The organism is Paraconexibacter algicola (genome assembly GCF_003044185.1).
GTDB lineage: Bacteria > Actinomycetota > Thermoleophilia > Solirubrobacterales > Solirubrobacteraceae > Paraconexibacter > Paraconexibacter algicola.
On the sequence record NZ_PYYB01000001.1, the window covers coordinates 772,049 to 797,263 of the forward strand.

Below are 25,215 nucleotides of genomic sequence, written 5' to 3' on the forward strand. Positions count from 1 at the left end.
GAACATGAGCCAGAACATCCAGGTCCCCGAGCTCGCGCAGATCAAGGTCCACGGTCACACCCGTGCCGCCTTCCTGACGCGTGCCTCCCTCTCCGCCGGTGCCGTCTTCGGCCTCGCGGCGGTCTCGCCGATCACGCGGGCGGCCATCGCGCAGTCCGGCGGCGGCGACCTCGACATCGCCAACTACGCGCTCACCCTCGAGTACCTCGAGGCCGCGTTCTACGCCCAGGCGCTGAAGGAGGTCTCCGGCCTCAGCGGCGACACGAAGAAGCTCGCGACCGAGCTGCGCGACAACGAGGACGAGCACGTCGGCGCCCTGAAGTCGATGATCGAGGACGCCGGCGGCACGCCCGTCGACGTGCCGACCGTCGACTTCGGCGACTCGTTCAAGGACGAGGCGACGTTCCTGAAGACCGCCAACGTCTTCGAGGACCTCGGCGTCAGCGCCTACAACGGCGCCGGCCCGCTCATCGAGAGCACCGACATCCTCGGGGCCGCCGGCACGATCGTGCAGGTCGAGGCGCGGCACGCGGCGCTCGTGCGCCTCGCCCGCAGCAAGCCGCCGGCGCCGCAGGCGTTCGACAAGGCCTCGACGATGGACGAGGTCCTCGCCGCGGCCAAGCCGTTCATCAAGAGCTAGATCGCAGCACCCCGGACCGCTGCGCCCCGCTCAGGTGGGGCGCAGCAGGTCCTCCCGCGCGACGACGTCGCGGGCGACGTCGACGAGCTTGGCGTTGCGCTTGCGCGCGGTCTGCTGCAGCCGGCGGAACGCGTCGGGCTCGGGCAGGCCGAGCGCCTCCATCAGGATCGCCTTCGCGTGCTCCACGACCTTGCGGTCCTCCAGCGCGTGCCGGGCGGTGCTCACCTCCTCCTCGAGCGCGACGAGCTCGGCGTGCCGGCTCGCCGCCAGCAGGATGCTCGCCTCGAGCTGACGGTCGTCGACCGGCTTGACGAGGTACGCGTTGACGCCGTGGGCGACGCACCGCTCCAGCAGGTCCGGGGCCGGGACCCCGGTGATGATCACCACGGGCCGGCGCAGCCCCATCTCGGTCAGCCGCTGCGCGGCGCCCAGCCCGTCCAGGTGCGGCATGTGGACGTCGAAGAGGTAGAGGTCGGGCTCCTGCTCCTGCGCGAGCTCGACCGCCTGCACGCCGTCGGCCGCCGGGCCGATCACCTCGTGCCCGAGCGCAGCGAGCCGCGCACCCAGGCCGAGCGCGATGACGGGATCGTCCTCGGCGACGAGGATCCGCACGTCAGCCGCCCCGGTCGGGGGTCGCGGTGCGGGCCCGGACGACCGAGCCCGGGACGAGCGTCGGCGCCGGCAGCCCCTCCTGCGCGAGCGCCGCGGCCCAGCGGTCCAGCCGCACCGGCCCGTCGAAGACGACGTGCAGCGTGTCGGGCCGGGAGGTCGGCAGGACGTCCCGGACCTCACGGCAGAGGAACAGCTGCCAGCGGATCTCGCCGCGGCGGGCGCGGGCGGGGAAGGCGTCGGGAAAGCGGAGCAGGCAGAGGGTCATGACCGGTCCTCGGGCAGGGGTCAGCGGCGACGGGAGGCGGTCATGGCCTCGGGGCGGTACCGGCCGTGGGCACCAGCTCGATTCTAGCCGTCCCGTCGCGCGGGGCCCGGGCGTCGGCGAGGACGCCCCCGCGCAGCTCCAGCACCCGGTCGAAGCCGTCGAGGCCGGTCGGGTCGTGGGTGACGACCACCAGCGTGCGCCCGCGCGCCGCCCGCCGCGCGTCGGCGAGCACGGTCGCCGCGGTGGGGTGGTCGAGCATCGCGGTCGGCTCGTCGAGCACGAGGACGTCCGCGCCGCTGAGCAGCGTGCGGGCCAGCGCGATGCGGCGCCGCTGACCGCCGGAGACGGCCGATCCGTCCTCCCCGACGAGCGTGTCGAGGCCGTCGGGCAGCGTGGTGAGCCACGCGGCCAGGCCCGCGTCGGCGAGCGCGGCGCGGACCTCGTCGTCGGTGGCCTGCGGGCGGCCGATCCGGATGTTCGCGGCGATCGTCCCGGCCAGCAGGTGCGCGTCCTGCCCGCCGAGACGCACCCGGTCGCGCAGCGCCGTGGGGTCGGCGTCGCGCAGGTCGACGCCGCCGAGGCGGACCGTCCCGGCGTCCGGGTCGAGCTGGCGGGTGAGGAGCGCGGCGAGCGTCGACTTGCCGGTGCCGCTCGGGCCGACGATCGCGACGTGCTCGCCCGGGTCGACGGTGAGGTCGACGCCCCGCAGGACGGCGGGCGTGCCCGGGCCACCCGGCCGGTGGGTGACCGACCGCAGGCGCAGCGCGGCGGGCCGCGCCGGCAGCGGCCGCGGACGGGCGGGAGCGGGGGTCGCCTGCGGCCCGTCGGTCGCCGCGGCCAGCCGGCGCTCCGCCGCGCGGACGGCGGCGAGCCGCTCCTCGGCCTCGGGCAGCGCCCGTGTCTCCTCCATCGTCGCGAGCCCGAGCAGGACCAGGGCGCCGAGCCAGACGGGGTCCAGGCCCGCCGACGACGCGACCGCCAGGACGGCCAGCGTGCCGAGCCCGGCCACCGCTGAGGCGAGCCCCGCGCCCGTGGCGATCGCGGCGGCGACCTGCCGCTCGGCCCGCGCCACCCGGCCCGCGGCGTCGGCGAGCTCGGCGCGGACGCGCGGCCCGGCGCCCGCGACGGCGAGCTGCGGGCCGTGCTCGAGCGCCTCGTCGAGCGCGGTCGCGTAGCCGTCGCGCGACCGGCCGGCGCGGTCCAGCGCTGCGCGGACGAGACGCCGCACGAGACCCGGGACCGCCACCAGCGCCAGCGCGCACGCGGCCAGCAGGACCGCGCCGGCGGTCGGCAGCAGCACCGTCGCGCCCGCGACGCCGAGGACGACCGCGACGGCCGTCGCCACGCGCGGCACGAGGACGCGCAGGTCGCGGTCCGGCAGGCGGTCGACGTCGGCGGTGAAGCGCGTCAGCGCGTCGCTGGCCCCGGGCCTCCCGGGCAGGCCGACGCGGTGGGCCAGGCGCTCGAACAAGGTCGCGCGCTCGCGGGAGGCGCGGTGCAGCGCGAGGTCGTGGGAGGCGAGCCGCTCGAAGTAGCGGGCCAGCGCCCGGGTCGTGCCGAGGGCCCGGACCACGACGATCGCGGTCAGCAGCGCGAGCACCGGCGGGCGCTCCGCCGCCCGGACGATCAGCCAGCCGGACGTCGCCAGCAGCCCGAGGCCCGCGGCGCTGCCGAGCAGCACGAGCGCGAGCGCCCGGCGGCGGGACGCGGGGCGCGGGACGGCGGGCCCGGGCGATGCGGCCGTGGCCTCGGGGACGGGATTGCCGCCGCCCGGGGTGGCCGGCGGCGACGCCGCGTGCCCCGAGGGCACGGCCGGTGTCGCGGGTCGGTCCGGGGCCGCGGGTGGCGCGACGGCGAGCCGCTGCGCGCAGGCGTCGGCGAGGAGCGGGTCGTGGGTGGCGACCACGAGCGTGCGGCCCTCCGCGGCGGCGACGATGCCGCCGACGACGCGGCGGGCCGTGGCCCGGTCCAGGTGCGCGGTCGGCTCGTCCAGCAGCAGCACCGGCGCGCGCGACACGAGCACCGCGGCGAGCGCGAGCCGCTGCTGCTCGCCGAGGCTCAGCGGTCGGCCGCCACGCCCGACGCGCGTGTCGAGCCCGTCGGGCAGCGTCCGGACGAGGCCGTCCGCCGCCGCGCGCTCCAGGGCGGTCCAGAGCTCCGCCTCGGGCGCTTCGGGGGCGCGCGTGCGCAGCAGCTCGCGGACGGTGCCCGCGGGCAGGCCGGGCAGCTGGTCGAGCCAGGCGACGTGCGCCCACCACGCGTCGCGGTCGAGCTCCCGCAGGTCGATCCCCGCGGCACGCACGGTCCCCGCGGCCGGCGCCACCACCCCGGCGAGCAGCGCCAGCGCCGTCGACTTGCCCGCCCCGGACGGCCCGACGATCGCCAGCGAGCCGCCCGCCGGGACGCGGACGTCGAGCGCCGCGAGACCCTCGCCCTCGCGGGCGCCGCCGCGGACGGTCGCGCGCTCGAGCGCGAGCGCGGACGGTCCCGCCGGGACGGGCCGGGTGCCGGCGGGGGGCAGCGGGCCGTCGTCGTCCAGCACCGCGAGCAGCCGCCTGGCCGCCTCCACCCCGTCCTCGGCGGCGTGGAAGCGCGCCCCGGCCGCGCGCAGCGGCGCGTACACCTCGGGGGCCAGCAGCAGCACGAACAGCCCGATCGCGAGATCCAGCGAGCCGGACGCCAGCAGCACGCCGGTCGTGGCGGCCGCCACGGCGGTACCGAGCATCGCCAGCAGCTCGAGCACCAGCGCGGACAGCATCGCGACGCGCAGCGCGCCGAGCGACTCGACCCGCAGGCGCTCCCCGACCTGCTCGAGCACCGCGGCCTGCGCGTCGGCGCGGCCGTGCGCGCGCAACGTCGGCAGGCCGCGCACGACCTCGAAGAAGTGGGCCGACAGCGTCGCGAGCGCGTCCTGCCGCTCGCGCGCGTGGTCGGCCGAGCGCCGCCCGACGAGGATCAGCAGCAGCACCGCGGCGGGCAGCGTCAGCAGCAGCAGGACGCCGACGACCGGGACGCGGACCGCGATCGCCACGGCCATCGCCAGCGGCACGATGCCCGCCAGCACGGCCTGCGGCAGCGCGCGGGCGAACAGCTCGGCGAGCGCGTCGACCCCCTGCACCGCACCGCCGACGAGCTCGCCGCGCCGCGCCGACGTCAGTCCGCGACCACTGCCCGCCAGGGCGCGCTCGGCCAGGCCGGCGCGCAGGTCCGCCTGCACACGGGCCGCGGCCGCCCGGCCCAGCAGCTCACCGGCGGCGACCGACGCGGCCCGCAGCAGCACGAGCCCGGCGAGCACGAGCGCGGCGGACAGGCCGAGCGCCCGGTCGGAGAACGCCGCCGCGTCGACCGCGTCGGCGACCCCCCAGGCGAGGCCGATCGTCGCCGCGGCGCCCAGGCAGCCCGCCAGCACCGCCCCGACGAGCAGCCGTCGCGCCGCCGGGGTGCGGCCGAGGAGCAGGCGGCCGATCTCGCGCCCGGTCATCGCAGCCCCTCGAAGAGGCCCTCGCCCAGCCCGCGACGCGGCCCGGTGCTGCGCCGTCGCCCGGCGAGGTGCAGGACCCAGAGCAGGACGGGCAGCAGCGCGACCGTGATCGCCGTCATCCACGCCAGCGTGTAGCCGCCCGACGCGCTGGTGGCGAGGTCGACGCCGCCCGCACCGGCGATCACGCGCGAGCCGAGCGCGGCGACGAGCGCGCCGAGCAGCCCGCCGACCGCAACGCCCGCCGCGTGGTGCGCGACACGGGCCCGGCCCTGCCCGCCCGCGACCGTCAGGGTCGCCAGGGCGGCCCCCGCGACGACGAGCAGGGCGACCGCGAGCGGCCCGGCGGTCACGCCGTCCGCCGCCCCCTGCGCGACGCCGACCGTCGCGGCGACGCCGAGGACCGCGGCGAGCGGTGCGGCCCAGCGCAGGCGACGGGTCGCGGCGACCGCCAGCGCCCCGCTGGTGCGGTGCGCCAGCAGCGCGGCGCCCATCGCGTGGCAGAGCGCCAGCAGCGCGAGCCCGGCGAGGACCGCGCTCCACGACAGCACGTCCACGCCGCCCCGCGCGAGCGACCCGTCGGCCGCCGCCGCCCACGCCACGCCCCACCCGACCGGCAGGACGGCGGAGCAGGCGATCACCGCGCGCGTCCACCGCTCCCGGCCGATCGGCGAGTGGTGGTCGGCGAACTCGATCCCCGCGTGCCGCACGATCAGGGCGAGGATCAGCACCACGAGCGGCAGGTACAGGCCTTCGGTGAAGCCCGCGTACCAGGCCGGGAAGGCGCCGAACATCGCGCCGATCGCGCAGATCAGCCAGACGTCGTTGGCCTGCCAGGTCGGGCCGATCGCCCGCAGCGCCGCCTGGCGGTTCACCGTGCGGGCGGCGCCGCTGCCCAGGCGCAGCAGCATCGTCACGCCGAGCTCCGCGCCGCCGAGCACGAGGTACAGGGTCCAGATGCCCGTCACGAGGACGAGCCAGATGGTCTCCAGGGAGGTCATCGTCGTGCTCCTCTCAGTAGCTCAGGGCCAGCGCCTGGGTCGGCGCGGTCCTCGGGGTGTCCGGTCCGTCGTGGTCGTCGTCGGCGGCCGGCGGCAGGCCGTGCCCGAGCTCGCGCCGCAGCACGGTCGCGGCGCACGCGAACACGACGCCGTAGATCGTCAGGAAGGCGACGAGCGAGATCCCGACCGTCGTCGCCGAGACGGTCGAGAGCGCGTCCTCGGTGCGCAGCAGGCCCTGCACCGCCCAGGGCTGTCGGCCGCCCTCGCGCAGGATCCAGCCGCCCGCCTGCGCCACCACGGGGATCGCGATCGCCAGCGGCGCCAGCCGCAGGAACAGCGGGGTCGTCGTGAGCTTGCGGCGGCGCGACAGCAGCGTCGCCCAGGCGAACAGCCCGATCAGCAGCATGCCGCTGCCGACCATCGCGCGGAAGCTCCAGTACATGAGCCCCACGACCGGTGTGTAGTCCCCGGGCCCGTAGCGGGCCTCCGCCTCCGCCTGCGCCTGGTCGATGCCCTTGACCTCGGCGAGCGGGTCGAACTTCTCCAGGAACGAGAGCAGGTACGGGATGCGGATGTCGATCACCGGCGGGCCGGGATCGGTGGACAGGCCGCCGATCGCGAAGATCGACAGGCCGGCCCCCTTCTCCGTGGAGTAGAGCGCCTCGGCGGCCGCCATCTTCAGCGGCTGGCGCTCCATCGCGACGACCGCCTGGAAGTGCCCGGCGCCGGCGGAGCCGAGCGCGAGCAGCAGGCCGAGGATCGCCGCCGGCCGGGTGACCAGCGCGAACACGTCCGCGTCCCGGCCGCGGGCGATGTGCCAGACCGCGATGCCCAGTACCACGACCGCGCCGGTCACCAGCGCGGACAGCAGGACGTGCGACGTGGTGAGGATCGTGTCGACGTTCACGAGCACCGACCACAGGTCGGTGAGCTCGGCGCGCCCGTCCACGATCCGGTACCCGGTCGGCGCCTGCATCCACGAGTTCGCGACGAGGATCGCGTACGCGGACAGCATCGCCGCGGCGGCCACCACGCCCAGGCAGGCGGCGTGGACCTTCGGGTTGAGGCGGCCCCAGCCGAAGATCCAGAAGCCGAGGAACAGCGACTCGACGAAGAACGCGGCGAGACCCTCGAGCGCCAGCGGCGCGCCGAACACGTCACCGACGTAGCGCGAGAACCCCGCCCAGTTCATGCCGAACTGGAACGTCTGGACGATGCCGGTGACGACGCCGACCGCGAACGCGATGAGCATCGCGCGCCCGTAGAACTTCGTCAGGCGCAGCCACCGCTCATCACCGGTGCGCAGCCACTGCAGCTGCATGCCGAGCACCGCGCAGACGAGGCCGATCGACACGCCGACGACGGCGAAGTGCATGAGGGTCGTGAGGCCGAACTGCCAGCGGGCGAGGTCCAGCGAGGTGACGTCGGGCATGGTGATCTCCGGTGTCCGTGCCCCGGGAGGGGCGAGGTCAGGAGGGCGATCACGGCCCGGTGCCGCCGACAGGGGCGACGTCTCCCTACTGTAGCGCGCGTGGCCTCCGTCCCCAGCCCCGATCCGGCCGTCGCGGACCGCGAGGCGCTCCGTGCCGCGCTCCGCGCCGGACTGCTGCTCGGGTGGACGTCGGTGGTCGGGATCGCGGTCGTGCTCGTGTTCGGTCCGGAGGTCCGCTCGCCCACCGCGGTCGCGGTCCTGACCGGGGTCGGGGCGCTCGCCCACACGTTCCTGGCGACGCTCGACTGGCCGCAGCTGCTGCGCACGCGACGCGGCCGGCTGCTGCTCGACGCGTGGGGCGCCGGGGTGCTCGTCGCGGTCTGCGCGCTCGCGATCTTCGCGGGCGGCCAGTCGCGCCTGGACCTGCTGCTGCTGCTCGTCGTGCCGTTCCTGGCGATCACCCACCAGGAGCGGCCGGGGCAGCTCGCCGGCTGGCTCGTCGCCGCGGGGGCGGCGTTCCTCGCCGCGGTGCTCGCGCCCGAAGACCGGCTGGAGACCGGCGAGGTGCTGCTGCACCTCGTGCTGCTCGTCGGCGCGACGCTGCTGGGGCTCAGCCTGACCCGGGCGCTCGAGCGGCAGGCGCTCGCGCGCGCGGAGGCGGCGCGGCGGGCGGCGCTCGAGGGCGCGCTGCTCGCCGAGGCGCACCACCGCGTCAAGAACTCGCTGCAGGTCGTGTCCGACCTGCTGCTGCTCGGCCGTCCGGCCGACCCGACCGCCGCCGCGGTGCTCGACCGGGCCGCGGGGCGGATCCGCTCGATCGCCGCGGTCCACCGGGCGCTCGAGAGCCGGGCGGGCGCCCCGGTCGCCGCCCCGGAGCTCGTCACGGCGCTCGTCGAGGCGATCGCCCCCGACGTCCCGGTCCGCGTCCACGTCGCCGAGCAGCTCACGCTCAGCGCCGACCGCGCCCAGTCCCTGGGGGTCGTGGTCAACGAGCTGCTGACCAACGCGCTGGAGCACGGCCGCCCGCCCTACGCCCTGGAGCTCGTGCCGCACGGCGACGAGATCGCGCTGCTCGTGCAGGACGCCGGGGACGGCCCCGACGTCGCCCGGGCCGACGCGGACCCCGCCGACGGGCTCGGCCTCGTGCTCGTGCGCCAGATCGTCGGGGCCGGGCTGAACGGGCGGATCGAGACGCGGGGCGGCGCGGTGCGCGTGACGTTCCCGGCGGCCGCCCCCGGCGCCTGAGCCACCGCGCGCCGCGCGCGTCGTGCGCCGCGACGGGTCGCCCGACGGCCCCGCCGAGCACGACGCACCGACACCGTCGAGGGCCCGATCCGTCGCGCACACCCCCGCGCGTTCTGGGTGATCCGGCGCCCAGATATGGGCCGCAGATCACCCAGAACCGCCGTGTCCGCCGCGCTCGAGCGCGTACTGGGTGATCGCGAGGCCATATCCGGGCCGCAGATCACCCAGAACCGCCGTGGTCGCCGACCGCGCGCGATCGACCGACCCCGCCCGCGGGACGGGCCGCGCCCGCGAACTCGCGGGCGCTGGTCCTGGCGCTGGCGAAGAGCGGGCGCGGGCGGAGCGGGCATCTTCCGTGCTCGGCCGCGCACGCCCACGCCGTTCTGGGTGATCCGGCACCCAGATATGGGCCGCAGATCACCCAGAACGCACCTGCGGGCGCGGCGCGCGCGCAAGCGCGGGCGCGCGCGGCTGGCGCCGCACGCGCCGCGCGCGCCCGGGCAACGCGCCGCCCCGGGTGCGCCCGCGCTCAGGCGCGCACGCCGCGCGCGCCGCGCGGCGGGGTGGATCCGGCGCACGCGCCGGCGTCGAGGCGCCGGCCGGCATCCTGGCCGCGGGCGCTGTTGTCGTTCAGGAGCACGTGGACGCCGAGGATCGCGCGCGCGTCCTCGCGGCGGGCAGCGCGGAGCATGCGGCCGAGGAGGCGCTCCTGGCGCTCGAGGAACGCGACGTAGGCGCGGCGGGCAGGCAGCCGCGCGTCCGGGGTCGGGAGGACGGTGAGGCGTCGCGCCGCGTCGTGGGTCGCGGCGATCGCGATCGGTGCGGCGGCGCGGATGTCCTGCGGATCGCGCAGCGGCGGCAGGGCAGCGAGGCGGTCGTGGGTACGCGCGCAGATCGCGGAGGCGCCCTCGACGAAGCGGTCGACGGCGTCCGGGGCGGAGCGGTCCACAGCGACCGGGACGGCGATCGCGACGAGCGCGGAGCCGGTGAGCGTGAGAAGGCGCAGTTCGGGAAAGCGGGCCACGAAGTTCGGTCCTGGGACGGAGGTCGTGAGCACGATCGACGCCGGCGGCCCGGCCGCGACGGTGTCGCGGTCCGGGGCCGCCGGGTCGAACGGCCGGTCGGAGACGGGAGGCCACGTCGGGCGCGACGTCCCCCCGGCGGGATCCGTCGCCGACCGCCACACCACGAGGCGGCCGGCGCGGAGGTCTGCGGTGGGGCCTAGAGCGTCGCCTCCTGCTGCGCGACGCGGTCGCCGCTCAGGGCCTGCACGGTGACGCCGAGCTTGCCCTTCGCCGCGCGCAGCGCCTTGGCGCCGGCGGTCGTGGCCTTCACCGTCACGCGACCGGTCGCGTCCGAGCCGATCGTGCCCGTGCCGCTGGCGATGACGCGGCTCTTGAGCTTCAGCGCGCGGGCGCGCGTCTCGGTGACGAGCACGCGGACCGTGACGGGCTCGCCGGCGGGGCCGTTGACCGTGGCGGTCATGCCGTCGTTCGCCATCTCGCTCGCGGTCGGCAGCGACGCGACGGCGACCTGCAGGCGCGTGAGCTTCAGGCGCAGCGCCGTGGCGTCCGCCTTCGCGCTCGTGGCCGCGGCGTCGCTGGCCGCCGCGCCCTTCTCGGCGGTGACGCGCGCGGCGTCGGCCGCCTTGACCGCCGCCTCGGCGGTGGCGATGCGGCTTTCCGCCGCCGACTTCGCGGCGATCGCGTCGGCGAGGTCCGCCTCGGCCTTGGCCTTCGCGGCGTCCGCCGCGGTCTTCGCGCCGTTGGCGGTGTCGAGCGCGCCCTGGAGCGTCAGCTTGTCCGCGTTGAGCTGCCCGATCTGCGTGTTCAGCGGCGCGACGATGTCCGCGGCGTAGCCGGCGTTCAGGCTGGCGGTGGTCGTCTGGATGGTGTCGGCGGGGTAGAACGTGCCGCCGATCCCCACGCAGGCGGCGCTCAGCTGATCGGTGGTCATGTCCGCGGTCAGCGTCTTGCCGGTGATCGTGTTGATGCGCGGCAGCCACAGGGCCGGGTCGTCCTCGAGGCCGGCGCTGGTCGCCTGCCACGGGATGTAGCCGTAGAACGGGTCGTTGCCCTGCCACGAGAGGACGGCGGAGAGCGCGTTGAGCTCCGGCGTGCTGCAGGTGGCGTGCGGCTGCGCGGCGGTGCCGCCCTCCGACAGCCAGCGGGCCTTGTCCGACGCGAAGCTCGTCCGGTAGGCGGACGGCAGCTTCTTGAAGTCGAGCATGCCGGCGACGCCCGGCCGGTTGTTCGTCTCGCGCAGGACGTACGTGTAGCCGTGGTTGGTCACGGCGTACCGGGTCTGCGTCAGCAGGTCGTTCTGCGTCGCGTTCGCGGGCAGCGGCGTCGGGGCGACCTTGGCCGTATCGGTGTACACGCTGCCGTGCGCGCCGGCGGTGGCCGGGACGGCGAGGGCGGCGGCCGCCACGGCGGCGGACGCGAGGTGCTTCTTGGACTTCATCGGATGACTCCCGTGTTCGATGTGGCCCGCTCGGCGCGGTCGCCGGCGGGGGTGAAGATGGCCTGGTAGCGGCCACGCTTGGGGTTGGCGAGACGGATGCGGAAGCGGCCGCTGGTCGAGACGGTCGCCCTGCCCGACGGCGTGATCGCCGTCGTCCGCAGCAGCTGGATCCGGCCGGGGAGGCCGGGCTTGACGACACCGGTGACGAGCACCGCGCCGGAGCGCAGGCGCGTCGTGGTGATGCGCACGAGCGGACGGACGAGCACGCTGCGCGTCTGCGACCCGAACCCGTCGACCACGGCCCGCAGGCCGGTGGACTCGGGGATCCGGACCAGGCCGCTGAACGAGCCGTCCGCCGTCGTCACGAGGTTGGGGACCTTCACCCGGGAGACCGTCGACCGGATGGTCACGATCATCCCGGCGCGGGCGGGGACCACCCGGCCGCTGATCCGCACGCGCCCGTCGCCGGTGACCCGGGCGGGGGCGGTGAGCTGCACGGCGGTGAGCCCGGCGGTCCCGGTCCCGAGGCCGCCGGCCGGGCCGGCGGTGCCGCCCGTCCCGTCCGCCCCGGTGCCGGTGCCCGAGCCGGCGCCCGAGCCTGTCCCGGTCCCCGGGGAGGTCCCACCCCCGGTCCCGGTGCCGGTCCCCGTCCCGCTGCCGCCACCGGTGCCGGCGCCGCCGCCGTTCCCGCCGAAGCAGGACGCGACGACGAGGTCGGCGCCGTAGGCGGGCTCGGTCGGCGTGATGCCGCCCGGTGCCCGGTCGACGTAGTGGGTGACGCCGGGGGCGTCCTCCCCGTCGGCCGTCAGCACGAACGGCTCGGCGATCACGGCACCGCTGACGGCCCCGGTCGCGGCGGGCACGTCGATCGTCATGCTGCCGCCCGGGCCCTGGGTCACCGACCCGGTCGTCGGGCCGGCCGACACGAACCGCCCGCCGGACCACGTCCCGTGGTCGTAGACGGGCGGCGCGTTGCGCGGGGCGACGCCCCGCACGTAGCGGACGGTCCCGCCGACGCGGAAGAGCATCGCGAAGGTCGCCGAGGACGAGTCCTCGTGCGCGGGCTCCCACGCGGCGCTCTTGACCTGGATGACGGCCTGGAGCTGCCCCGCGGTCTGGCCGAACCAGGCCGCGGTGACGTCGGTGTTGATGTGGTGGCCGTCGCCGGTGGCGTCGGTGATCTGGGCGCTGCCGCCGCACGGGGCGGGCGCCGCCGCCCCCGCGGAGGCGGGTGCGGCGAGGCCGGCCGCGAGCAGCAGGACAGCCGCAGCGGACGAGCGAGGGATGCTCACGGGGAGCTCCCTCCTTTCGGATGAGGATGGACGGATCGGGCGCGGCACCCGGCCGGGCGCCGCGGACGGTCTAGGAGGCGACGACGGTCGCGGGCGCCGCGGGAGGCGGACGCACGGCGAGCGCGGCGGCGATGAGCCGGCCGACACGTCGGAGGTGGACGGCGCGGTACGTCCGCGGGCGGGCGGGGCGCCGTCGGCGCGCGCGCGGCGCGAACCGCGCGCGCAGGCGGTGCAGCAGCTCCTCCCCGGGCATCGCGCCCGCGAGGAGGGTGCCGAACAGCAGCAGGGTGGGAGCGAGCGCGAGCAGCGCGCCCGGCGCGACCACGACCGCGAACGCCGCGAGGGCGGCGAGCAGCACGAGCAGGCCCGTGAGGGCGCGCGTGCGACAGGTCGTGGTCGGGCGGACGCGCATCGGGCTAGGCGGTGGCGCGGCCCCGGGTGACGGTCACGCCGAGCGCGGCGAGGCCGGCGACGAGTCCGGCGATCGCGAGGCCGAGCGTGAGGCCGTCGCGGCCGCCGTCGTCCCCGGCGTCGGGCGACGCGGCACCGGCCGCGTCCTGGGTCGTGTCGGCCTCCGGCGCGGCGGCGCCGCCGGTCCCGGCGTCCTGCGAGGCGGCCTGCGCGCCCTCGCCGCCGGCGTTCTGGCGCGGCGCGTCGGCGGACACCGTGGTCGTGCTGGCGGGCGACTCGCTGCCCTCCGCCCCGATCCAGCGGACGACGTCGCCGTCGTCGTAGGTCTGGATCGACTTCCACTCGATCGTGCCGGGCGCGTCCGGCGTGGAGGCGAGGAAGCGCAGCGCGACGAGCCCGTCGGCGGCGGCCTCGCCCTTCCAGGTGACGGTCTCCAGCGCCCCGTTGGAGGCGCGTTGCACGGTGCGCTTCCAGCCGGGCTGGTCCTCGAAGGAGAACGGCAGGACGCCCTCGGGGATCTGCAGCTTGACCTCGGTGGTGCCGGTGTCGTCGCGCTCGCCGGGGACGAGCACGGTGAACAGGACCGGGTCGGCGGGCGCGACGGTCTTCGGGAGGACCTCCACGTGCGCGGCGGCCGGCGCCGCGGTGGCGCCGAGCGCGAGCGCGGTCAGGAGCAGCGTGCGTCGGAGCATCAGCGGACGCGGAAGGTCCAGCTGCCGGTCTCGCGGTGACCGTCGATGTAGGTGGCACGCCAGGTCACCTTGTAGGTGCCCTTCGCGAGGCGCTTGGAGGACTTGCCGATGATGCGCTTGACGTTGCGCGGATCGTTCTTGCCGCGCAGCACGGTGCGCGAGCCGCGCGTGACGGTGAAGCTGCCGCCGCTCTTGATCTGCTGCGTGAAGCTGACGTAGACCGTCTTCGGGCCGCTGGAGAGGCTCGCGCCCGGCTTGGGCAGGCGCTGGTCGACCTCGGCGTGGCCGAGCGCGGTGGTGGAGAACGTCAGGGCGCCGAGCGTGCCGAGGACGGCGGCGCGACGGAGGGTCGTGCGGGTCATGCGGTGGTCTCCTGGGACGGTGCGCGCAGGAAGCGCGTCGTGGTCAGTGCGGCGAGCAGCGTCATGCAGACGGCGCTCGCGACGCACCACTGGCAGATGGCGTCGATCTCGGCGATCTCGACGTAGGTGAGGTACATGCTGAAGCCGAAGCCGACCCAGGCGAGGCCGACCGCGGCGAGCAGGCCGGCGTCGCCCGGGACGAGCAGCAGCACCGCGAGGATGCTCACGTAGCCGATCAGGCCGAGCACCGCCACGGGGATCCCGGCGAAGGTCGCCCAGTCGGACGCCTGGACCTTCGAGCAGCCGTGCGAGATCCCGCAGGCGGGGTCGATCCCGGCGTAGTGCGCGTACGTGAGGTACACGGCGACGCCGAGACCGAGGACCGTGACGGCGAGGGTGGCTGTCCGCAGCCGGTCGCTCACGTGCCCGCGAGCTCCTGGACCTTGTCGCGGATCTGGCTGCCGTCGAGCGAGCTGAGCTCGAGCTTCTCGAGCTTGCCGCCGGTCTTCCCGATGAGGAAGGACGGGGTGCTGGAGATGCCGTTCTGGTCGGCGAGCTGCTGGGCCTGGTTGATCGCCTCGGTGCCCGCGGAGCCCTCGCCGTCGGCGATCGCCTTGTCGACGTCGAGGCCGGGGATCCCGCTGAGGGTCGTGCGGACGAACGCGTCGTCGGCGTAGCCGGAGTTCTCGCGGCCCTGGTTGATGAAGAACAGGTCGAGCGCCTGCCAGAGCTTGCCCTGGGCGCCGGCGCCGGCGACGGCGCGCGCGAGGGTCTGGCTGTCGTCGCCGATGAACGCCATCGAGCGGAACTCGACGCGCAGCGTGCCGGCGCGGACCTCGCGCTCGACGAGCGTCGGGAGGCCGTCGCGCGCGAACTCGGCGCAGAACGGGCACTGCATGTCGGCGAACTCGACGAGCGTGACGGGCGCGTCGGCCTGTCCGAGGACGATGCCGGCCTGCGGGATGCCGGCGAACCGCTGGGTGACCTCGGTCTGCCCGGCGACGGTCTCGCCCGCCTTCTTGGTGGGGCCGTCCTCGGTGCCGCCGGCGCTGATCGCGATGAACACGGCGACGATCGCGGCGGCGACGGCGAGCACGCCGCCGAGCTGGGCGAGGCGCCGCTTGCGGGCGGCGGCAGCCTCCGCGGCGGCGGCGGCCGCGTCCCGCTCGGCGCGACGGGCGGCCTTCTGCTCCGCGCGGGTGACCTTCGGCTCGGTGCTCATGCGCCGCTCCCGGCCCGGCGCGCGGTCGCGAGGCCCGCGGCACCGACGAGCAGGCCGAGGCCGCCGACGATCAGCGCGGCGATCGCAAGGCCGTCGCCGCCGTCGTCCCCACCACCGGTGGTGGCGGAGGCGAGCGCGGGCTCGGCCGTGGCGGACTCGGAGGTCTCGGTGCTCTTCGCCTCGCCGTCGTCGTGGTGGCCGCTCGCCCCGTGCTCGTCACCGGTGGCGGCGCCGACCATGACGGTCGGGGCCGGCTTGTCGGACGACTCGTCGCCGATCCAGCGGACGGTCTCGCCGTCCTCGTAGGTCTGCAGCGCCTTGAAGGTCAGCGGCCCCTCGGTGTCGGGAAGCTTGATGCTGATCGGGAAGTCCTGGAACTCGCCCGGGCCGATCCGGGTGTCGCCGGAGGCGGTCCAGGTGATCGTCCTGACCGCGCCGCCGCTGGTGGCGACCTCCGCCTTCCAGCCGGGCACGGGCTGGGTGCTGGCGGACTCGAAGCCGGCGGGGAACTGGACGACGACCTTCGTGGTGCCCGAGTCCTCCCTCTCGTTGGGGACGCGGACGTTCTCGACGACGTAGGCGCCGGCGGCGCCCTCGGCGGGCTGGAGGGTGACGTGCGCGGCGGCGACGCCGGGGAGCGCCAGGACCGCCGCGGCGGTGAGGGTGGTGAGCAGCTTCATCGGATGGGGACCTTGATCGTGGTGGCGTACTCGTCGAACTCGCTGACGCGGTCGACGATCCGGATCTCCCACTCCCCCGCGAGCGTCAGCTGGAACGCGTCGGCGGTGAAGTGGCCGGGACCCGACTTGCGCAGGGCGATGTCGAGCGGGCCGACGTTCGCGGACTTCAGGGTGGCCTGCGCGGTGATGGACTTGGTGTCGTCGAACGGCTCGCCGGTCTTGGCGTCGAACAGGTAGATGTGCATCGTGTTCGAGCCGACGGTGGCGGGCTCGACGGTCGTGTTGAGGTCGAGCGGCCCGACGCGCTGCTCGATGTTCACGGCCTTGGGGGTCGTGTACGAGGCGGGCGGCGAGTAGCCGACGAGCGCGCCGGTGGTGGCGAGCACGGCGACGATGAGGCCGACCTCGGCACGCAGCGTGTTCTTCAGCGTCGTGCCGGCCTGCCCGGGGGTGCCGCCGGTGGCGGCGATCTCGCGCAGCTTGGGGAGCGTGCGCTGCCGGTTCAGGGCGCCGAGGCCGATCAGCACGAGCAGCAGCAGCGCCTTGACGAGGACGGCGCGGCCGAAGCCGGTGTCGAGCAGCTGGGAGAAGCTCGTGAGGTGGAGGACCGCCTGCACGGTGCCGGTGACGGCGAGCACGGCGACGGCGGCGAGCGCGACCGGGGAGAAGCGCAGCAGCACGGCGGAGAGGAGCCGGGCGCGGTCCCCGCCGTCGAGCTTGCCGGTGGCGGCGGGGACGAGCGCGACGAGCGCGATCAGGCCGCCGAGCCAGAGGCTCATCGCGGCCACGTGCGCGACGTCGGTCGGGAGCAGCACCGCGACCGGGTCGCTCGTCCCGGCGTGGCCGGAGAGCGCGGGGGCGAAGGCGAGCGCGGTGACGGGCGCGACGAGCAGCGCGAGCCGCAGCCCGCCGGGACGGTCGAGCACGCGACCGTCGGCACCGAGCGACACGGGGCGCAGGACGGGCACGGTCCGCGGGGTGACGAGCAGGACGCCGCCGAGGATCAGCCAGACGACGAGCTTCAGGCCCCAGACGGTGCCGAAGCGCGTGTCGAGGACCTCGCGGACGGTGGAGGCCTGCAGCGCGTCGAAGAACCCCTGACCGGAGACGATCGACCCCTGGATGAGGATGCCGAGCAGCGCGGTGGCGAGCCCGAGGTTCACGGCGCCGAGCAGCATCGTGCTGCCGCGCTTGGCGTACGCCTCGCTGGCCGCGGCCCAGCGCTCGTCCCCGCCCGCGACGCCGCGCAGCCCCGGGAGCCAGCAGAGCAGCAGGAAGCCGACGCCGCCGAGCGCGAGCGCGATCGCGAGGTAGTCGAGCGCCTTCACCGCGGCGAAGACGGTGGTCGTGGTCGCTCCCGCGGAGGTGCCCTCGACGAGGTCGGCGACCGCGAGGGCCCCGGACTTCGACGGCTCGCCGAGGTGGAAGACGAAGCCGCCGTTGATCACGTGGCCGTCGGCGGACACGAGCCGGTAGGTGGCCGTGTAGGAGCCCTTCGCGAGGCCGGGCTTGAGCTTGACCCCGATCTTCTTGGTGTCACCGCCGGGCCGCAGGATCTCCTGCTCGTCGACGCGCTTGGCGCTGGTGTCGAAGACGCGGACCGCGCCGAAGGACGCCTCGACGGGCTCGTTGAAGCGGAAGACGACCTCGGACGGCTGCCCGTCCTTGAAGACCTCGTCGCGGAACGGCTGGTTGCCGACGAGGAAGGCGTGGGCGGACGCCCCGGCGGGCGCGAGCGCGAGGAACGCGACGAGCGCGACGCCCGCGAGGGCGAGGATGCGGCGCAGATGGCTCACCAGGACTCCTTCGCGGGCGCGGCGGCGCCGTCCTGCTCCTCGGCGGCGCGCCGGCGCCGGACCGTGACGACGAAGACGCCGCTGAGCGCCAGCAGCACGACGAACGCGGCGATCGCGGCGGTCGGCGCGCCCCCGTCGTCAGTGGGGGTCCAGTTGAGGACGCCCGCGATGGTGGCGGGCTGCCCGGCGACCTGGAGGTCGACGGTCCAGTCGAAGACCTTCGTCTTGACGGCCGTGTCCTTCACCTGCGGCGGGGTGCCACCGCCCATCCAGTGGATGCGGTGGTCGTGCCAGGCGAAGCGGCCGGTCTTGTCGAGGACCTTCCAGCGCGGCTCGGCCTTCGGGTCGACGCCCGCGGGGACGGGCACGTTGCCGTCGCGCTCCTCGTTGATGTACGTCGACTTGGAGTTCTCGTTCACCGCCACGGTCCCGTCGGCGTCGATGCGCGCGTACGGCTCGTCCTCGTAGCCGAGCACGACGATGTCGCGGTCGCTGCGGTTCGTCAGCTCGAGGCTGTCCTCGCGGTTGAGGATCTGCGTCGTGACGCCCGTGGGCAGACCGGTCGAGCCGGTGATGAGGGACTGGTAGTTGGGGTCGCCCTTGTGGGCGGCGGCGGTGGACACGCAGGCCGCGAGGGCGGCGAGCGCGACCACGACGATGGTGCGGACGCGGTTCATGGAACCGGGACCTCCAGGGTCGGGGCGTTCAGCGGGACACGGCGGACGGTGCGCGACGGGCACACGTCCGGGAGCACTGGGGCTCCTAGCGGGCGGGCGCGAGCGCGGGCGGTCCGCGCTCGGCGAGCGCGGACGCGACGAGCCGCCCGCGGCGGGCGAACGCCCGCGGGGCGCGCGGCAGGCGCGCGGTGAGCCGGAGTGCGGCGCGGCGACGAGCCGGCGCGAACGCGGCGACGACGGCCGCGAGGCGCTTCTCCCCGAGGTAACGACCCGCCAGCAGCGGGAGCAGCAGCACGAGGACGGGCGCCAGCTCCAGGAGCCAGCTGTCGATTCCCCCGACGGTGGTGAGCAGCGCTGCGAGCACGCCGACGGCGGCCACGAGGGCGACCGGCAGGAGGTCTCGGCGCTGCGTCATCACGGTCAGGGTAGCGCCCGACCTCGCAGGGCGCGAGAGCGGACGTCGCTCAGGGATACGGCCCGACGGCCCGATCGGATGCGTCCCGGTTCGGGCGCTGCTCCGTATCCCGGTCATGGAGAACGTCTGGGACTATCCCCGCCCGCCCGCGCTCGTGCCGTGCACGCGCCGCGTGCGGATCGAGCTCGGCGGCGCCGTGATCGCCGACTCCACCCGCGCGCTGCGGATCCTCGAGACGAGTCACCCGCCGACGATCTACGTACCGCCCGGGGACTTCGCGCCGGGCGCCCTGCGGGCCGCGGACGCGCGCTCGACGTTCTGCGAGTGGAAGGGCCGCGCGACCTACTGGGACGTCGTCGGCGCCGACGGCGTGACCGTCGCGCAGGCGGCCGGCTGGTCCTACCCGGACCCGGTGCCGGCGTACGCGGAGCTCCGCGACCACGTCGCGGTGTACCCGGGCCGCATGGAGCGGTGCCGGCTGGACGAGGAGACCGTCCGGGCGCAGGAGGGCGACTTCTACGGCGGCTGGATCACCGACGACATCACCGGGCGGATGAAGGGCGGGCCGGGCACCTGGGGCTGGTAGGCGCCCCGGTGCCAGAATCCGGAGCATGAGCTCCGACGTCACCCGCCGCGGCCTGCTGGGCGCCGGCGCCGCGGCCGCCGGGTCCGCCGCCCTGCTCCCCGACCGGGCGGCCGCGGCCCGCACCCGCCGCCGCTCGGCGGACGTCGTCGTGGTCGGGGCCGGCCTCGCCGGGCTGATGGCCGCCCGCGAGGTCGCGGCCGCCGGGCGCAGCGTCCTCGTGCTGGAGGCACGCGACCGGGTCGGCGGCCGCACGCTGAACCGCGAGCTGACCACCGCGCGCGGCACGTTCGTGGAGATCGGCGGCCAGTGGGTCGGCCCGACCCAGGACGTGCTCCTCGGTCTCGCCCGCACGCTCGGGGTGGAGACGTTCAAGACCTACGACCGGGGCGACTACCTCTTCCACCGCGAGGGCCGCACCACCCGCTACAGCGCCTCCACGCCGCTGGGGGCGATCCCGCCGGACCTGGGTGCGGTGGAGGCGTTCGCCGCGATCGGCCAGCTCGACGCGATGGCGGCGACGCTGCCGCTCGACGCGCCCTGGACCGCGCCGCGGGCCGAGGAGTGGGACTCCCAGACCTTCGAGACCTGGAAGCGCGCGAACACCGCGACCGCGGGCGCCCGGCTGCTGCTCGACCTCGCGATCGAGGCGGTCTGGGCGGCGCAGCCGCGCGACGTCTCGCTCCTGCACGTCCTCACGTACATCCGCGGGGCGGGCAACGAGACGACCCCCGGGTCGCTGAACCGGCTGATCAGCACCGCGGGCGGCGCGCAGGAGTCGCGCTTCGTCGGCGGCTCGCAGCGCGTGTCGCTGGAGCTGGCCCGTGCACTCGGGCGCCGCCGGATCCTGCTCTCCGCGCCGGTCCGGCGGATCCGCCAGCTCCGCGGCGGGGTCGAGGTGCACGCCGACCGCGTCGGGACCGTCCGCGCCCGCCAGGTCATCGTCACCGCGCCGCCCGCGGTCAGCGCGTTCATCGACTACGACCCGATCCTCCCCGCCGACCGCGCGCAGCTGCTGCAGCGGTTCCCGCAGGGCAACGCGATCAAGTGCATGGCCGTGTACGACGAGCCGTTCTGGCGGGCCGACGGGCTCGCCGGCCAGGTGACGAGCGACGGCGCCCCGGTGCGGATCACGTTCGACAACTCGCCGCCCGACGGCAGCCCCGGCGTGCTGCTGGGCTTCATCGAAGGGCACCTCGCCCGTGTCTGGAGCCGTCGCCCGGCCGCCGAGCGGCGCGCCGCGGTGCTCGAGAGCTTCCGGACCTACTTCGGGCCGCGGGCCGCGTCGCCGCGCGAGTACGTCGAGATGGACTGGTCGGCCGAGCGCTGGACCGGCGGCTGCTACGTCGGCTTCACGCCGCCGGGCGTGCTGCTCGACTACGGCCAGGCGATCCGCCGCCCGTTCGGCCGGATCCACTGGGCCGGGGCCGAGACCGCGACGATCTGGAACGGCTACATGGACGGCGCGCTGCGCAGCGGCCGGCGCGCCGCCGCGGAGGCGCTCGCCGGCTGACCGCCCGGCGGTCGACGACACGGCCCGGGCGCACTGGCGTCCTGTGGGACACTGGACCCATGCCCGCGTACCGCTCCCGCACCGTCACCCACGGACGCAACATGGCCGGCGCCCGCGCCCTGTACCGCGCCACCGGCGTCGCCAAGGGCGACCTCGGCCGCAAGCCGATCATCGCGGTCGCCAACTCCTACACGCAGTTCGTCCCCGGGCACACGCACCTCGCCCCGGTCGGGCAGATCGTCGCGGAGGCGATCAGCGAGGCGGGCGGCATCCCGCGCGAGTTCAACACGATCGCGGTCGACGACGGCATCGCGATGGGCCACGGCGGCATGCTCTACTCGCTCCCCTCCCGCGACCTGATCGCCGACAGCGTCGAGTACATGGTCAACGCGCACTGCGCGGACGCCCTGATCTGCATCTCCAACTGCGACAAGATCACGCCCGGGATGCTCAACGCCGCGCTGCGGCTGAACATCCCGACCGTGTTCGTGTCCGGCGGCCCGATGGAGGGCGGCACCGCGGTCCTCGTCGACGGCACGGTGCGCAAGCGCGTGAACCTCATCACCGCGATCGCGGACGCCGTCGCGGGCGACGTCTCCGACGAGGACATCGAGATCATCGAGGAGGCCGCGTGCCCGACCTGCGGGTCGTGCTCGGGCATGTTCACGGCGAACTCGATGAACTGCCTGACCGAGGCGCTCGGCCTCGCGCTGCCGGGCAACGGGTCGATCCTCGCGACGCACACGGCCCGCAAGGAGCTCTACCAGCGCGCCGCGCGTTGCGTCGTGGAGATCACGCGCCGCTACTACGAGGAGGACGACGAGTCCGTCCTGCCCCGCGCGGTCGCCACCCGCGAGGCGTTCGAGAACGCGATGGCGCTCGACGTCGCGATGGGCGGCTCGACGAACACCGTCCTGCACATCCTCGCCGCCGCCCAGGAGGCGGAGCTCGACTTCACGATGAAGGACATCGACGCGGTGTCGCGGCGCGTGCCGTGCCTGTGCAAGCCCGCGCCGAACGGCCCGTGGCTGATGGAGGACGTGCACCGCGCCGGCGGCATCGCCGCGATCCTCGGCGAGCTGTGGCGCGGCGGGCTGCTCAACGAGAACGTGCACACGGTGCACGCCGGGACGATCGGCGAGTGGCTGCTGCCGTGGGACATCCGCTCGGGCGAGGCGACACCGGAGGCGATCGAGATGTTCCACGCCGCGCCCGGCTGCGTGCGGTCGGCGACCGCGTTCTCGCAGAGCGAGCGGTGGGAGTCGCTGGACACCGACGCCGCGGAGGGCTGCATCCACGACGTGGAGCACGCGCTCTCCCAGGACGGCGGCCTGGCGATCCTCTACGGCAACCTCGCGGTCCGCGGCTGCGTCGTGAAGACCGCGGGCGTCGACGAGTCGATCCTGACGTTCAGCGGTCCGGCGGTCGTGGTCGAGTCGCAGGACGACGCGGTCGACGCGATCCTCGGCGGCAAGGTCAAGGAGGGCGACGTGGTCGTCATCCGCTACGAGGGTCCGCGCGGCGGCCCGGGCATGCAGGAGATGCTCTACCCGACCTCCTACCTGAAGGGCCTCGGGCTCGGCGCGAAGTGCGCGCTGATCACCGATGGGCGCTTCTCGGGCGGCACGTCGGGCCTGTCGATCGGGCACGTCTCGCCGGAGGCGGCGGCCGGGGGCACGATCGCGCTCGTGCAGGACGGCGACACGATCGCCATCGACATCCACACGCGGTCGATCGAGCTGCAGGTGTCCGACGCGGAGCTCGCGGAGCGCCGCGAGGCGCTCGAGTCCGGCGCCGGGTACGTCCCGGCGGCGCGCGACCGGGTGGTCTCGCCCGCGCTGCGCGCGTACGCGGCGATGGCGACCTCCGCGGACACCGGCGCGATCCGCGACGTCAACGCGGTCGAGCGGGCGGTCGCGGCGGCCGCGGATTCGCGCACGCACTCCCAGGCCTGATCCGTGGCGGCGGGACCGGCCTCGCGCCGGTCCCCTGCTACGCTTTCCGGAACGTCGAAGGGCAGTACCCCTACGGCGCGCATCGTCAGCACGGTGACCTCATGTCACCCGGTGCGCGCGGTCTCCGGAGCCACGCTCGGAGGCGGGGAGACCTTCGCGGAAGGACCAACCGTCTACCGCGAAGGAGCACACCGTGCCTGATCTGCTGTCCTCGTCCACCGGCCCCTGGGTCGGCCTCGTCCTCGCCATCGCCGTGCTGCTCGCGATCGACCTGTTCGTCGCCCGCGGCCGCAACGGCGAGATGACCCTGCGCTTCGCGACCGTCGCGAGCATCGTGTGGGTCGGCGTGTCGTTCGCGTTCTTCGGCGTGCTGCTCGCGTTCGGCGACAGCGAGGACGCGGGCGCGTACCTCGCCGGCTACCTCGTCGAGAAGTCGCTGTCGCTGGACAACGTCTTCGTCTTCCTGCTCGTCTTCACCGCGTTCCAGGTGCCGATGGCCGAGCGCCACCGGCTGCTGACCTACGGCATCGTCGGCGCGCTCGTCCTGCGGCTCGTGTTCATCCTCGTCGGCGCGGCCGCGCTGTCGACGTTCAGCTGGCTGAACTACGTGTTCGCGGCGTTCCTCGTCTACACGGGCTACAAGATGTTCAAGCACCGCAACGACCACGAGGGCGAGCAGCAGCTGGTCGACAAGCTCTCCGCGCGCCTGCCGATCACCGAGGACGCCCCGGACGGCAAGCTCGTCGTGCGGCGGGACGGCAAGACCCTGCTGACCGTCGGCGGTGCGGCCCTCGCGGCGATCGCGGTCGTGGACCTGATCTTCGCGATCGACTCGGTGCCCGCGATCCTCGCGATCACCACGGACTCGTTCATCGTGTTCGCGGCCAACGCGTTCGCGCTGCTCGGCCTGCGCCCGCTGTTCTTCCTCGTCGCCGACCTCGTCGAGCGCCTCTACTACCTGAAGACCGCGCTCGCCGCCCTGCTCGTGTTCATCGGCGCGAAGATGGCGATCGCCCAGATCGCCGGCAAGATCGGGCCCGAGATCAGCCTGCCGATCATCGCCGCCATCCTCGGCATCGGCGTCATCGCCTCGCTCGTGCGCGACCGGCGCATGGTCGCCGCCTGAGCGACGGACGGACCGGGCGCGGCCCCCGCCGCGCCCGGGCTGCGGGTCGCGTGGACCGGAGATCCTTCCCGGAAGGATCTGGTGTCCACTCGACGACCCGCGCGGCTACAGGGCCCGGCGCAGGCGGACGACCGGCAGGCCGCCGGGACCGGGGCGGCCGTCGTCGGCCGGGTCCGGGGCGAAGCCGCGTCGCGCGTAGAAGGCGCGGGCCTGCGTGGCGTCGCGCGCCACGTACAGCTGCAGCGCGCGGCGACCGTCGGCGCGGGTCGTCTCGACGACGGCGTCCAGGAGGGCGTCGGCGAGGCCGGTGCCGTGCAGGCCCGGGTCGACGAAGAGCTGCCAGACGTGGCCGAGCTGCTCGTCCTCGGTGGCGATCGCCCCCGCGCTGCCGCGCACGTGCCCGTCCTCGTCCTCGGCCAGCAGCCAGCGCGTGCCCGGACGGTCCAGCCGGTCGGCTTGGGGCTCGGGGACCGCCGGGTCCCAGCCGTCGGGGGCGACGGGCAGGTAGCCGAGGAAGCCCTCCCACACGAGCCGGGCGACGGCGTCCGCGTCGGCGGCCGCCACCGGCCGGATCCGCGTCGCCGGGACGCGCACCTCGTGCCCCGCCGCGGTGAGCGCGGCGCGGACGCGACCGGCCTGCCCGGCGGGCACGAGCACGTAGTCGGTGTCGAACGTCGCCATCGCGAAGACGCTGATCCGCGCCTGCGCGATCGGGCGGGCGACCGACGCGATCACCCCGGTCTCGCCCGTCAGGTCGAACGGCCCCTCGAGCTTCAGCGCTGTCCAGGGACGGTCGACCCGCTCGGCGTCCGCCGGGATCGCGTGCGCGCGGGCGACGAGCGAGACCTCGTCCATCGTCCGCGTGACAGACCACAGCCCTGCCGGGGTCGCGGAGGGGCCCGCGGGCAGGGCGGCATCGACGGGAAACCGGGCGATCGCGTACGCGCCGGGGAGCGGGGTGAGCGTCTGCGCCATCGCCTCCACCCTACGATGGAGGCCATGCCCGATCGCGCCGTGGTCCTCAAGAAGCTCGACGTCGTCCGCTGGGTCGCCCTCGCGGACTTCCTGCTCCTCCTCGTGCTGCTCTACGCGAGCGTCATCGCCGACAGCGACTCGGCCGTCTCGATCCTCGGCCCGATCCACGGCATCGGCTTCCTCGTGCAGCTCTACCTCGTCGCCGTCGGGGCGGGCGAGAAGCTCTGGGGCTGGTGGTTCCTCGGCGCGGTCGTCATCACCGGCGGGCCGCTCGGCGCCCTGCTCGGCGACCTGAAGATCCGCCGGGACCTCGCCGCCGCCTGACCCCCACCGGGGAGCGGCCCGGTGCCAGAAGCTCATCCGACCTGCGCAGCTCGTCG

25 protein-coding genes are annotated in these 25,215 nt (G+C 75.3%); 7 read left to right on the forward strand and 18 right to left on the reverse strand.

The genetic code is table 11. From position 1 onward, the window contains the following. Positions 1-4 precede the first annotated feature (4 nt). Positions 5-640 (forward strand): ferritin-like domain-containing protein, encoded by a 636-nt coding sequence (locus C7Y72_RS03650; RefSeq protein ID WP_107567245.1) that lies wholly within the window; start codon positions 5-7, stop codon positions 638-640. A 30-nt stretch (positions 641-670) separates the two neighbouring features. Here the strand turns inward: C7Y72_RS03650 and C7Y72_RS03655 are convergent, their stop codons facing one another. The 5 genes from C7Y72_RS03655 to C7Y72_RS22675 are packed head-to-tail and all read right to left on the reverse strand — an operon-like array spanning position 671 to position 7,428. After that, positions 671-1,252, reverse strand: coding sequence for an ANTAR domain-containing response regulator (locus tag C7Y72_RS03655; RefSeq protein WP_107567246.1), 582 nt, complete (start codon positions 1,250-1,252; stop codon positions 671-673). Position 1,253: 1 nt separating this feature from the next. After that, a complete protein-coding gene (locus tag C7Y72_RS03660; RefSeq protein WP_107567247.1) occupies positions 1,254-1,517 on the reverse strand; it encodes a hypothetical protein in 264 nt (87 codons plus the stop codon). A 40-nt stretch (positions 1,518-1,557) separates the two neighbouring features. Beyond that, entirely contained in the window at positions 1,558-4,998 is a 3,441-nt protein-coding gene (gene cydD, locus C7Y72_RS03665) for a thiol reductant ABC exporter subunit CydD (RefSeq protein WP_107567248.1), read from the reverse strand. Next, the gene (locus tag C7Y72_RS03670) at positions 4,995-5,996 is read right to left on the reverse strand and encodes a cytochrome d ubiquinol oxidase subunit II (protein WP_107567249.1); all 1,002 of its coding nucleotides are present in this window, start codon (positions 5,994-5,996) and stop codon (positions 4,995-4,997) included. Before C7Y72_RS03670 ends, cydD begins: the two co-directional genes overlap by 4 nt. 13 nt (positions 5,997-6,009) lie before the next feature. Further along, complete coding sequence (locus C7Y72_RS22675; RefSeq protein ID WP_146175237.1) at positions 6,010-7,428, reverse strand: cytochrome ubiquinol oxidase subunit I; 1,419 nt, start codon at positions 7,426-7,428, stop codon at positions 6,010-6,012. Positions 7,429-7,527: 99 nt separating this feature from the next. On the opposite strand from C7Y72_RS22675, the gene C7Y72_RS22680 reads away from it, so the two are divergent. Next, positions 7,528-8,673, forward strand: a complete 1,146-nt coding sequence (locus C7Y72_RS22680; protein ID WP_158276618.1) for a sensor histidine kinase — start codon at positions 7,528-7,530, stop codon at positions 8,671-8,673. Positions 8,674-9,202: 529 nt separating this feature from the next. Here C7Y72_RS22680 and C7Y72_RS03680 read toward each other — a convergent pair. The 12 genes from C7Y72_RS03680 to C7Y72_RS03735 form a co-directional block, all read right to left on the reverse strand. Then, complete coding sequence (locus C7Y72_RS03680) at positions 9,203-9,697, reverse strand: hypothetical protein (protein ID WP_146175239.1); 495 nt, start codon at positions 9,695-9,697, stop codon at positions 9,203-9,205. A gap of 197 nt (positions 9,698-9,894) precedes the next feature. Continuing rightward, positions 9,895-11,136 carry a hypothetical protein gene (locus C7Y72_RS03685; protein ID WP_107567252.1) on the reverse strand — a complete coding sequence of 414 codons (1,242 nt, stop codon included), beginning with the start codon at positions 11,134-11,136 and terminating at the stop codon, positions 9,895-9,897. Beyond that, positions 11,133-12,428, reverse strand: a complete 1,296-nt coding sequence (locus C7Y72_RS03690; RefSeq protein ID WP_107567253.1) for a hypothetical protein — start codon at positions 12,426-12,428, stop codon at positions 11,133-11,135. Before C7Y72_RS03690 ends, C7Y72_RS03685 begins: the two co-directional genes overlap by 4 nt. 70 nt (positions 12,429-12,498) lie before the next feature. Next, positions 12,499-12,840, reverse strand: coding sequence for a hypothetical protein (locus C7Y72_RS03695; protein ID WP_233243712.1), 342 nt, complete (start codon positions 12,838-12,840; stop codon positions 12,499-12,501). A 4-nt stretch (positions 12,841-12,844) separates the two neighbouring features. Then, entirely contained in the window at positions 12,845-13,531 is a 687-nt protein-coding gene (locus tag C7Y72_RS03700; RefSeq protein ID WP_107567254.1) for a DUF1775 domain-containing protein, read from the reverse strand. After that, positions 13,531-13,893, reverse strand: a complete 363-nt coding sequence (locus C7Y72_RS03705) for a copper resistance CopC family protein (RefSeq protein ID WP_107567255.1) — start codon at positions 13,891-13,893, stop codon at positions 13,531-13,533. Before C7Y72_RS03705 ends, C7Y72_RS03700 begins: the two co-directional genes overlap by 1 nt. Further along, complete coding sequence (locus tag C7Y72_RS03710) at positions 13,890-14,315, reverse strand: vitamin K epoxide reductase family protein (protein WP_107567256.1); 426 nt, start codon at positions 14,313-14,315, stop codon at positions 13,890-13,892. Before C7Y72_RS03710 ends, C7Y72_RS03705 begins: the two co-directional genes overlap by 4 nt. Continuing rightward, positions 14,312-15,115 (reverse strand): DsbA family protein, encoded by an 804-nt coding sequence (locus C7Y72_RS03715; protein WP_107567257.1) that lies wholly within the window; start codon positions 15,113-15,115, stop codon positions 14,312-14,314. The genes C7Y72_RS03710 and C7Y72_RS03715 overlap by 4 nt, the downstream gene beginning before the upstream one ends. After that, entirely contained in the window at positions 15,112-15,795 is a 684-nt protein-coding gene (locus tag C7Y72_RS03720) for a YcnI family copper-binding membrane protein (RefSeq protein ID WP_107567258.1), read from the reverse strand. The genes C7Y72_RS03715 and C7Y72_RS03720 overlap by 4 nt, the downstream gene beginning before the upstream one ends. Next, positions 15,792-17,591, reverse strand: a complete 1,800-nt coding sequence (locus C7Y72_RS03725) for a copper resistance CopC/CopD family protein (protein WP_107567259.1) — start codon at positions 17,589-17,591, stop codon at positions 15,792-15,794. Before C7Y72_RS03725 ends, C7Y72_RS03720 begins: the two co-directional genes overlap by 4 nt. Continuing rightward, entirely contained in the window at positions 17,588-18,268 is a 681-nt protein-coding gene (locus C7Y72_RS03730) for a hypothetical protein (RefSeq protein WP_107567260.1), read from the reverse strand. The genes C7Y72_RS03725 and C7Y72_RS03730 overlap by 4 nt, the downstream gene beginning before the upstream one ends. Before the next feature lie 85 nt (positions 18,269-18,353). Beyond that, positions 18,354-18,683, reverse strand: coding sequence for a hypothetical protein (locus C7Y72_RS03735; protein WP_230316161.1), 330 nt, complete (start codon positions 18,681-18,683; stop codon positions 18,354-18,356). Between the two features lie 115 nt (positions 18,684-18,798). Here C7Y72_RS03735 and C7Y72_RS03740 point away from each other — a divergent pair, with 115 nt between their 5' ends. The 4 genes from C7Y72_RS03740 to C7Y72_RS03755 all read left to right on the forward strand — a co-directional run bounded on the left by C7Y72_RS03740 (position 18,799) and on the right by C7Y72_RS03755 (position 23,860). Further along, positions 18,799-19,269 carry a DUF427 domain-containing protein gene (locus C7Y72_RS03740; RefSeq protein WP_107567261.1) on the forward strand — a complete coding sequence of 157 codons (471 nt, stop codon included), beginning with the start codon at positions 18,799-18,801 and terminating at the stop codon, positions 19,267-19,269. Positions 19,270-19,294: 25 nt separating this feature from the next. Then, a complete protein-coding gene (locus C7Y72_RS03745) occupies positions 19,295-20,779 on the forward strand; it encodes a flavin monoamine oxidase family protein (RefSeq protein ID WP_107567262.1) in 1,485 nt (494 codons plus the stop codon). Positions 20,780-20,838: 59 nt separating this feature from the next. Continuing rightward, a complete protein-coding gene (gene ilvD / locus C7Y72_RS03750; RefSeq protein WP_107567263.1) occupies positions 20,839-22,734 on the forward strand; it encodes a dihydroxy-acid dehydratase in 1,896 nt (631 codons plus the stop codon). Between the two features lie 193 nt (positions 22,735-22,927). Next, positions 22,928-23,860, forward strand: a complete 933-nt coding sequence (locus C7Y72_RS03755; protein ID WP_107567264.1) for a TerC/Alx family metal homeostasis membrane protein — start codon at positions 22,928-22,930, stop codon at positions 23,858-23,860. 105 nt (positions 23,861-23,965) lie between these two features. Here C7Y72_RS03755 and C7Y72_RS03760 read toward each other — a convergent pair whose 3' ends face one another. Continuing rightward, positions 23,966-24,835, reverse strand: a complete 870-nt coding sequence (locus tag C7Y72_RS03760; RefSeq protein WP_107567265.1) for a GNAT family N-acetyltransferase — start codon at positions 24,833-24,835, stop codon at positions 23,966-23,968. Positions 24,836-24,859: 24 nt separating this feature from the next. Here C7Y72_RS03760 and C7Y72_RS03765 point away from each other — a divergent pair, with 24 nt between their 5' ends. Further along, a complete protein-coding gene (locus C7Y72_RS03765; RefSeq protein ID WP_107567266.1) occupies positions 24,860-25,159 on the forward strand; it encodes a DUF3817 domain-containing protein in 300 nt (99 codons plus the stop codon). The last annotated feature ends 56 nt before the right edge of the window (positions 25,160-25,215 follow it).

Excerpts from the sequence above, each read along its gene's own strand:
- C7Y72_RS03745 (WP_107567262.1), top strand. The coding sequence starts at position 19,295 with ATGAGCTCCGACGTCACCCGCCGCGGCCTGCTGGGCGCCGGCGCCGCG.
- C7Y72_RS03720 (WP_107567258.1), bottom strand. The coding sequence starts at position 15,795 with ATGAAGCTGCTCACCACCCTCACCGCCGCGGCGGTCCTGGCGCTCCCC.
- C7Y72_RS03700 (WP_107567254.1), bottom strand. The coding sequence starts at position 13,531 with ATGCTCCGACGCACGCTGCTCCTGACCGCGCTCGCGCTCGGCGCCACC.
- cydD (WP_107567248.1), bottom strand. The coding sequence starts at position 4,998 with ATGACCGGGCGCGAGATCGGCCGCCTGCTCCTCGGCCGCACCCCGGCG.
- C7Y72_RS03715 (WP_107567257.1), bottom strand. The coding sequence starts at position 15,115 with ATGAGCACCGAGCCGAAGGTCACCCGCGCGGAGCAGAAGGCCGCCCGT.
- C7Y72_RS03760 (WP_107567265.1), bottom strand. The coding sequence starts at position 24,835 with ATGGCGCAGACGCTCACCCCGCTCCCCGGCGCGTACGCGATCGCCCGG.
- C7Y72_RS03705 (WP_107567255.1), bottom strand. The coding sequence starts at position 13,893 with ATGACCCGCACGACCCTCCGTCGCGCCGCCGTCCTCGGCACGCTCGGC.
- C7Y72_RS03730 (WP_107567260.1), bottom strand. The coding sequence starts at position 18,268 with ATGAACCGCGTCCGCACCATCGTCGTGGTCGCGCTCGCCGCCCTCGCG.
- C7Y72_RS03685 (WP_107567252.1), bottom strand. The coding sequence starts at position 11,136 with ATGAAGTCCAAGAAGCACCTCGCGTCCGCCGCCGTGGCGGCCGCCGCC.
- C7Y72_RS03670 (WP_107567249.1), bottom strand. The coding sequence starts at position 5,996 with ATGACCTCCCTGGAGACCATCTGGCTCGTCCTCGTGACGGGCATCTGG.
- C7Y72_RS03740 (WP_107567261.1), top strand. The coding sequence starts at position 18,799 with ATGGAGAACGTCTGGGACTATCCCCGCCCGCCCGCGCTCGTGCCGTGC.
- C7Y72_RS22675 (WP_146175237.1), bottom strand. The coding sequence starts at position 7,428 with ATGCCCGACGTCACCTCGCTGGACCTCGCCCGCTGGCAGTTCGGCCTC.
- C7Y72_RS03735 (WP_230316161.1), bottom strand. The coding sequence starts at position 18,683 with ATGACGCAGCGCCGAGACCTCCTGCCGGTCGCCCTCGTGGCCGCCGTC.
- C7Y72_RS03650 (WP_107567245.1), top strand. The coding sequence starts at position 5 with ATGAGCCAGAACATCCAGGTCCCCGAGCTCGCGCAGATCAAGGTCCAC.
- C7Y72_RS03660 (WP_107567247.1), bottom strand. The coding sequence starts at position 1,517 with ATGACCCTCTGCCTGCTCCGCTTTCCCGACGCCTTCCCCGCCCGCGCC.
- C7Y72_RS03765 (WP_107567266.1), top strand. The coding sequence starts at position 24,860 with ATGCCCGATCGCGCCGTGGTCCTCAAGAAGCTCGACGTCGTCCGCTGG.
- C7Y72_RS03695 (WP_233243712.1), bottom strand. The coding sequence starts at position 12,840 with ATGCGCGTCCGCCCGACCACGACCTGTCGCACGCGCGCCCTCACGGGC.
- ilvD (WP_107567263.1), top strand. The coding sequence starts at position 20,839 with ATGCCCGCGTACCGCTCCCGCACCGTCACCCACGGACGCAACATGGCC.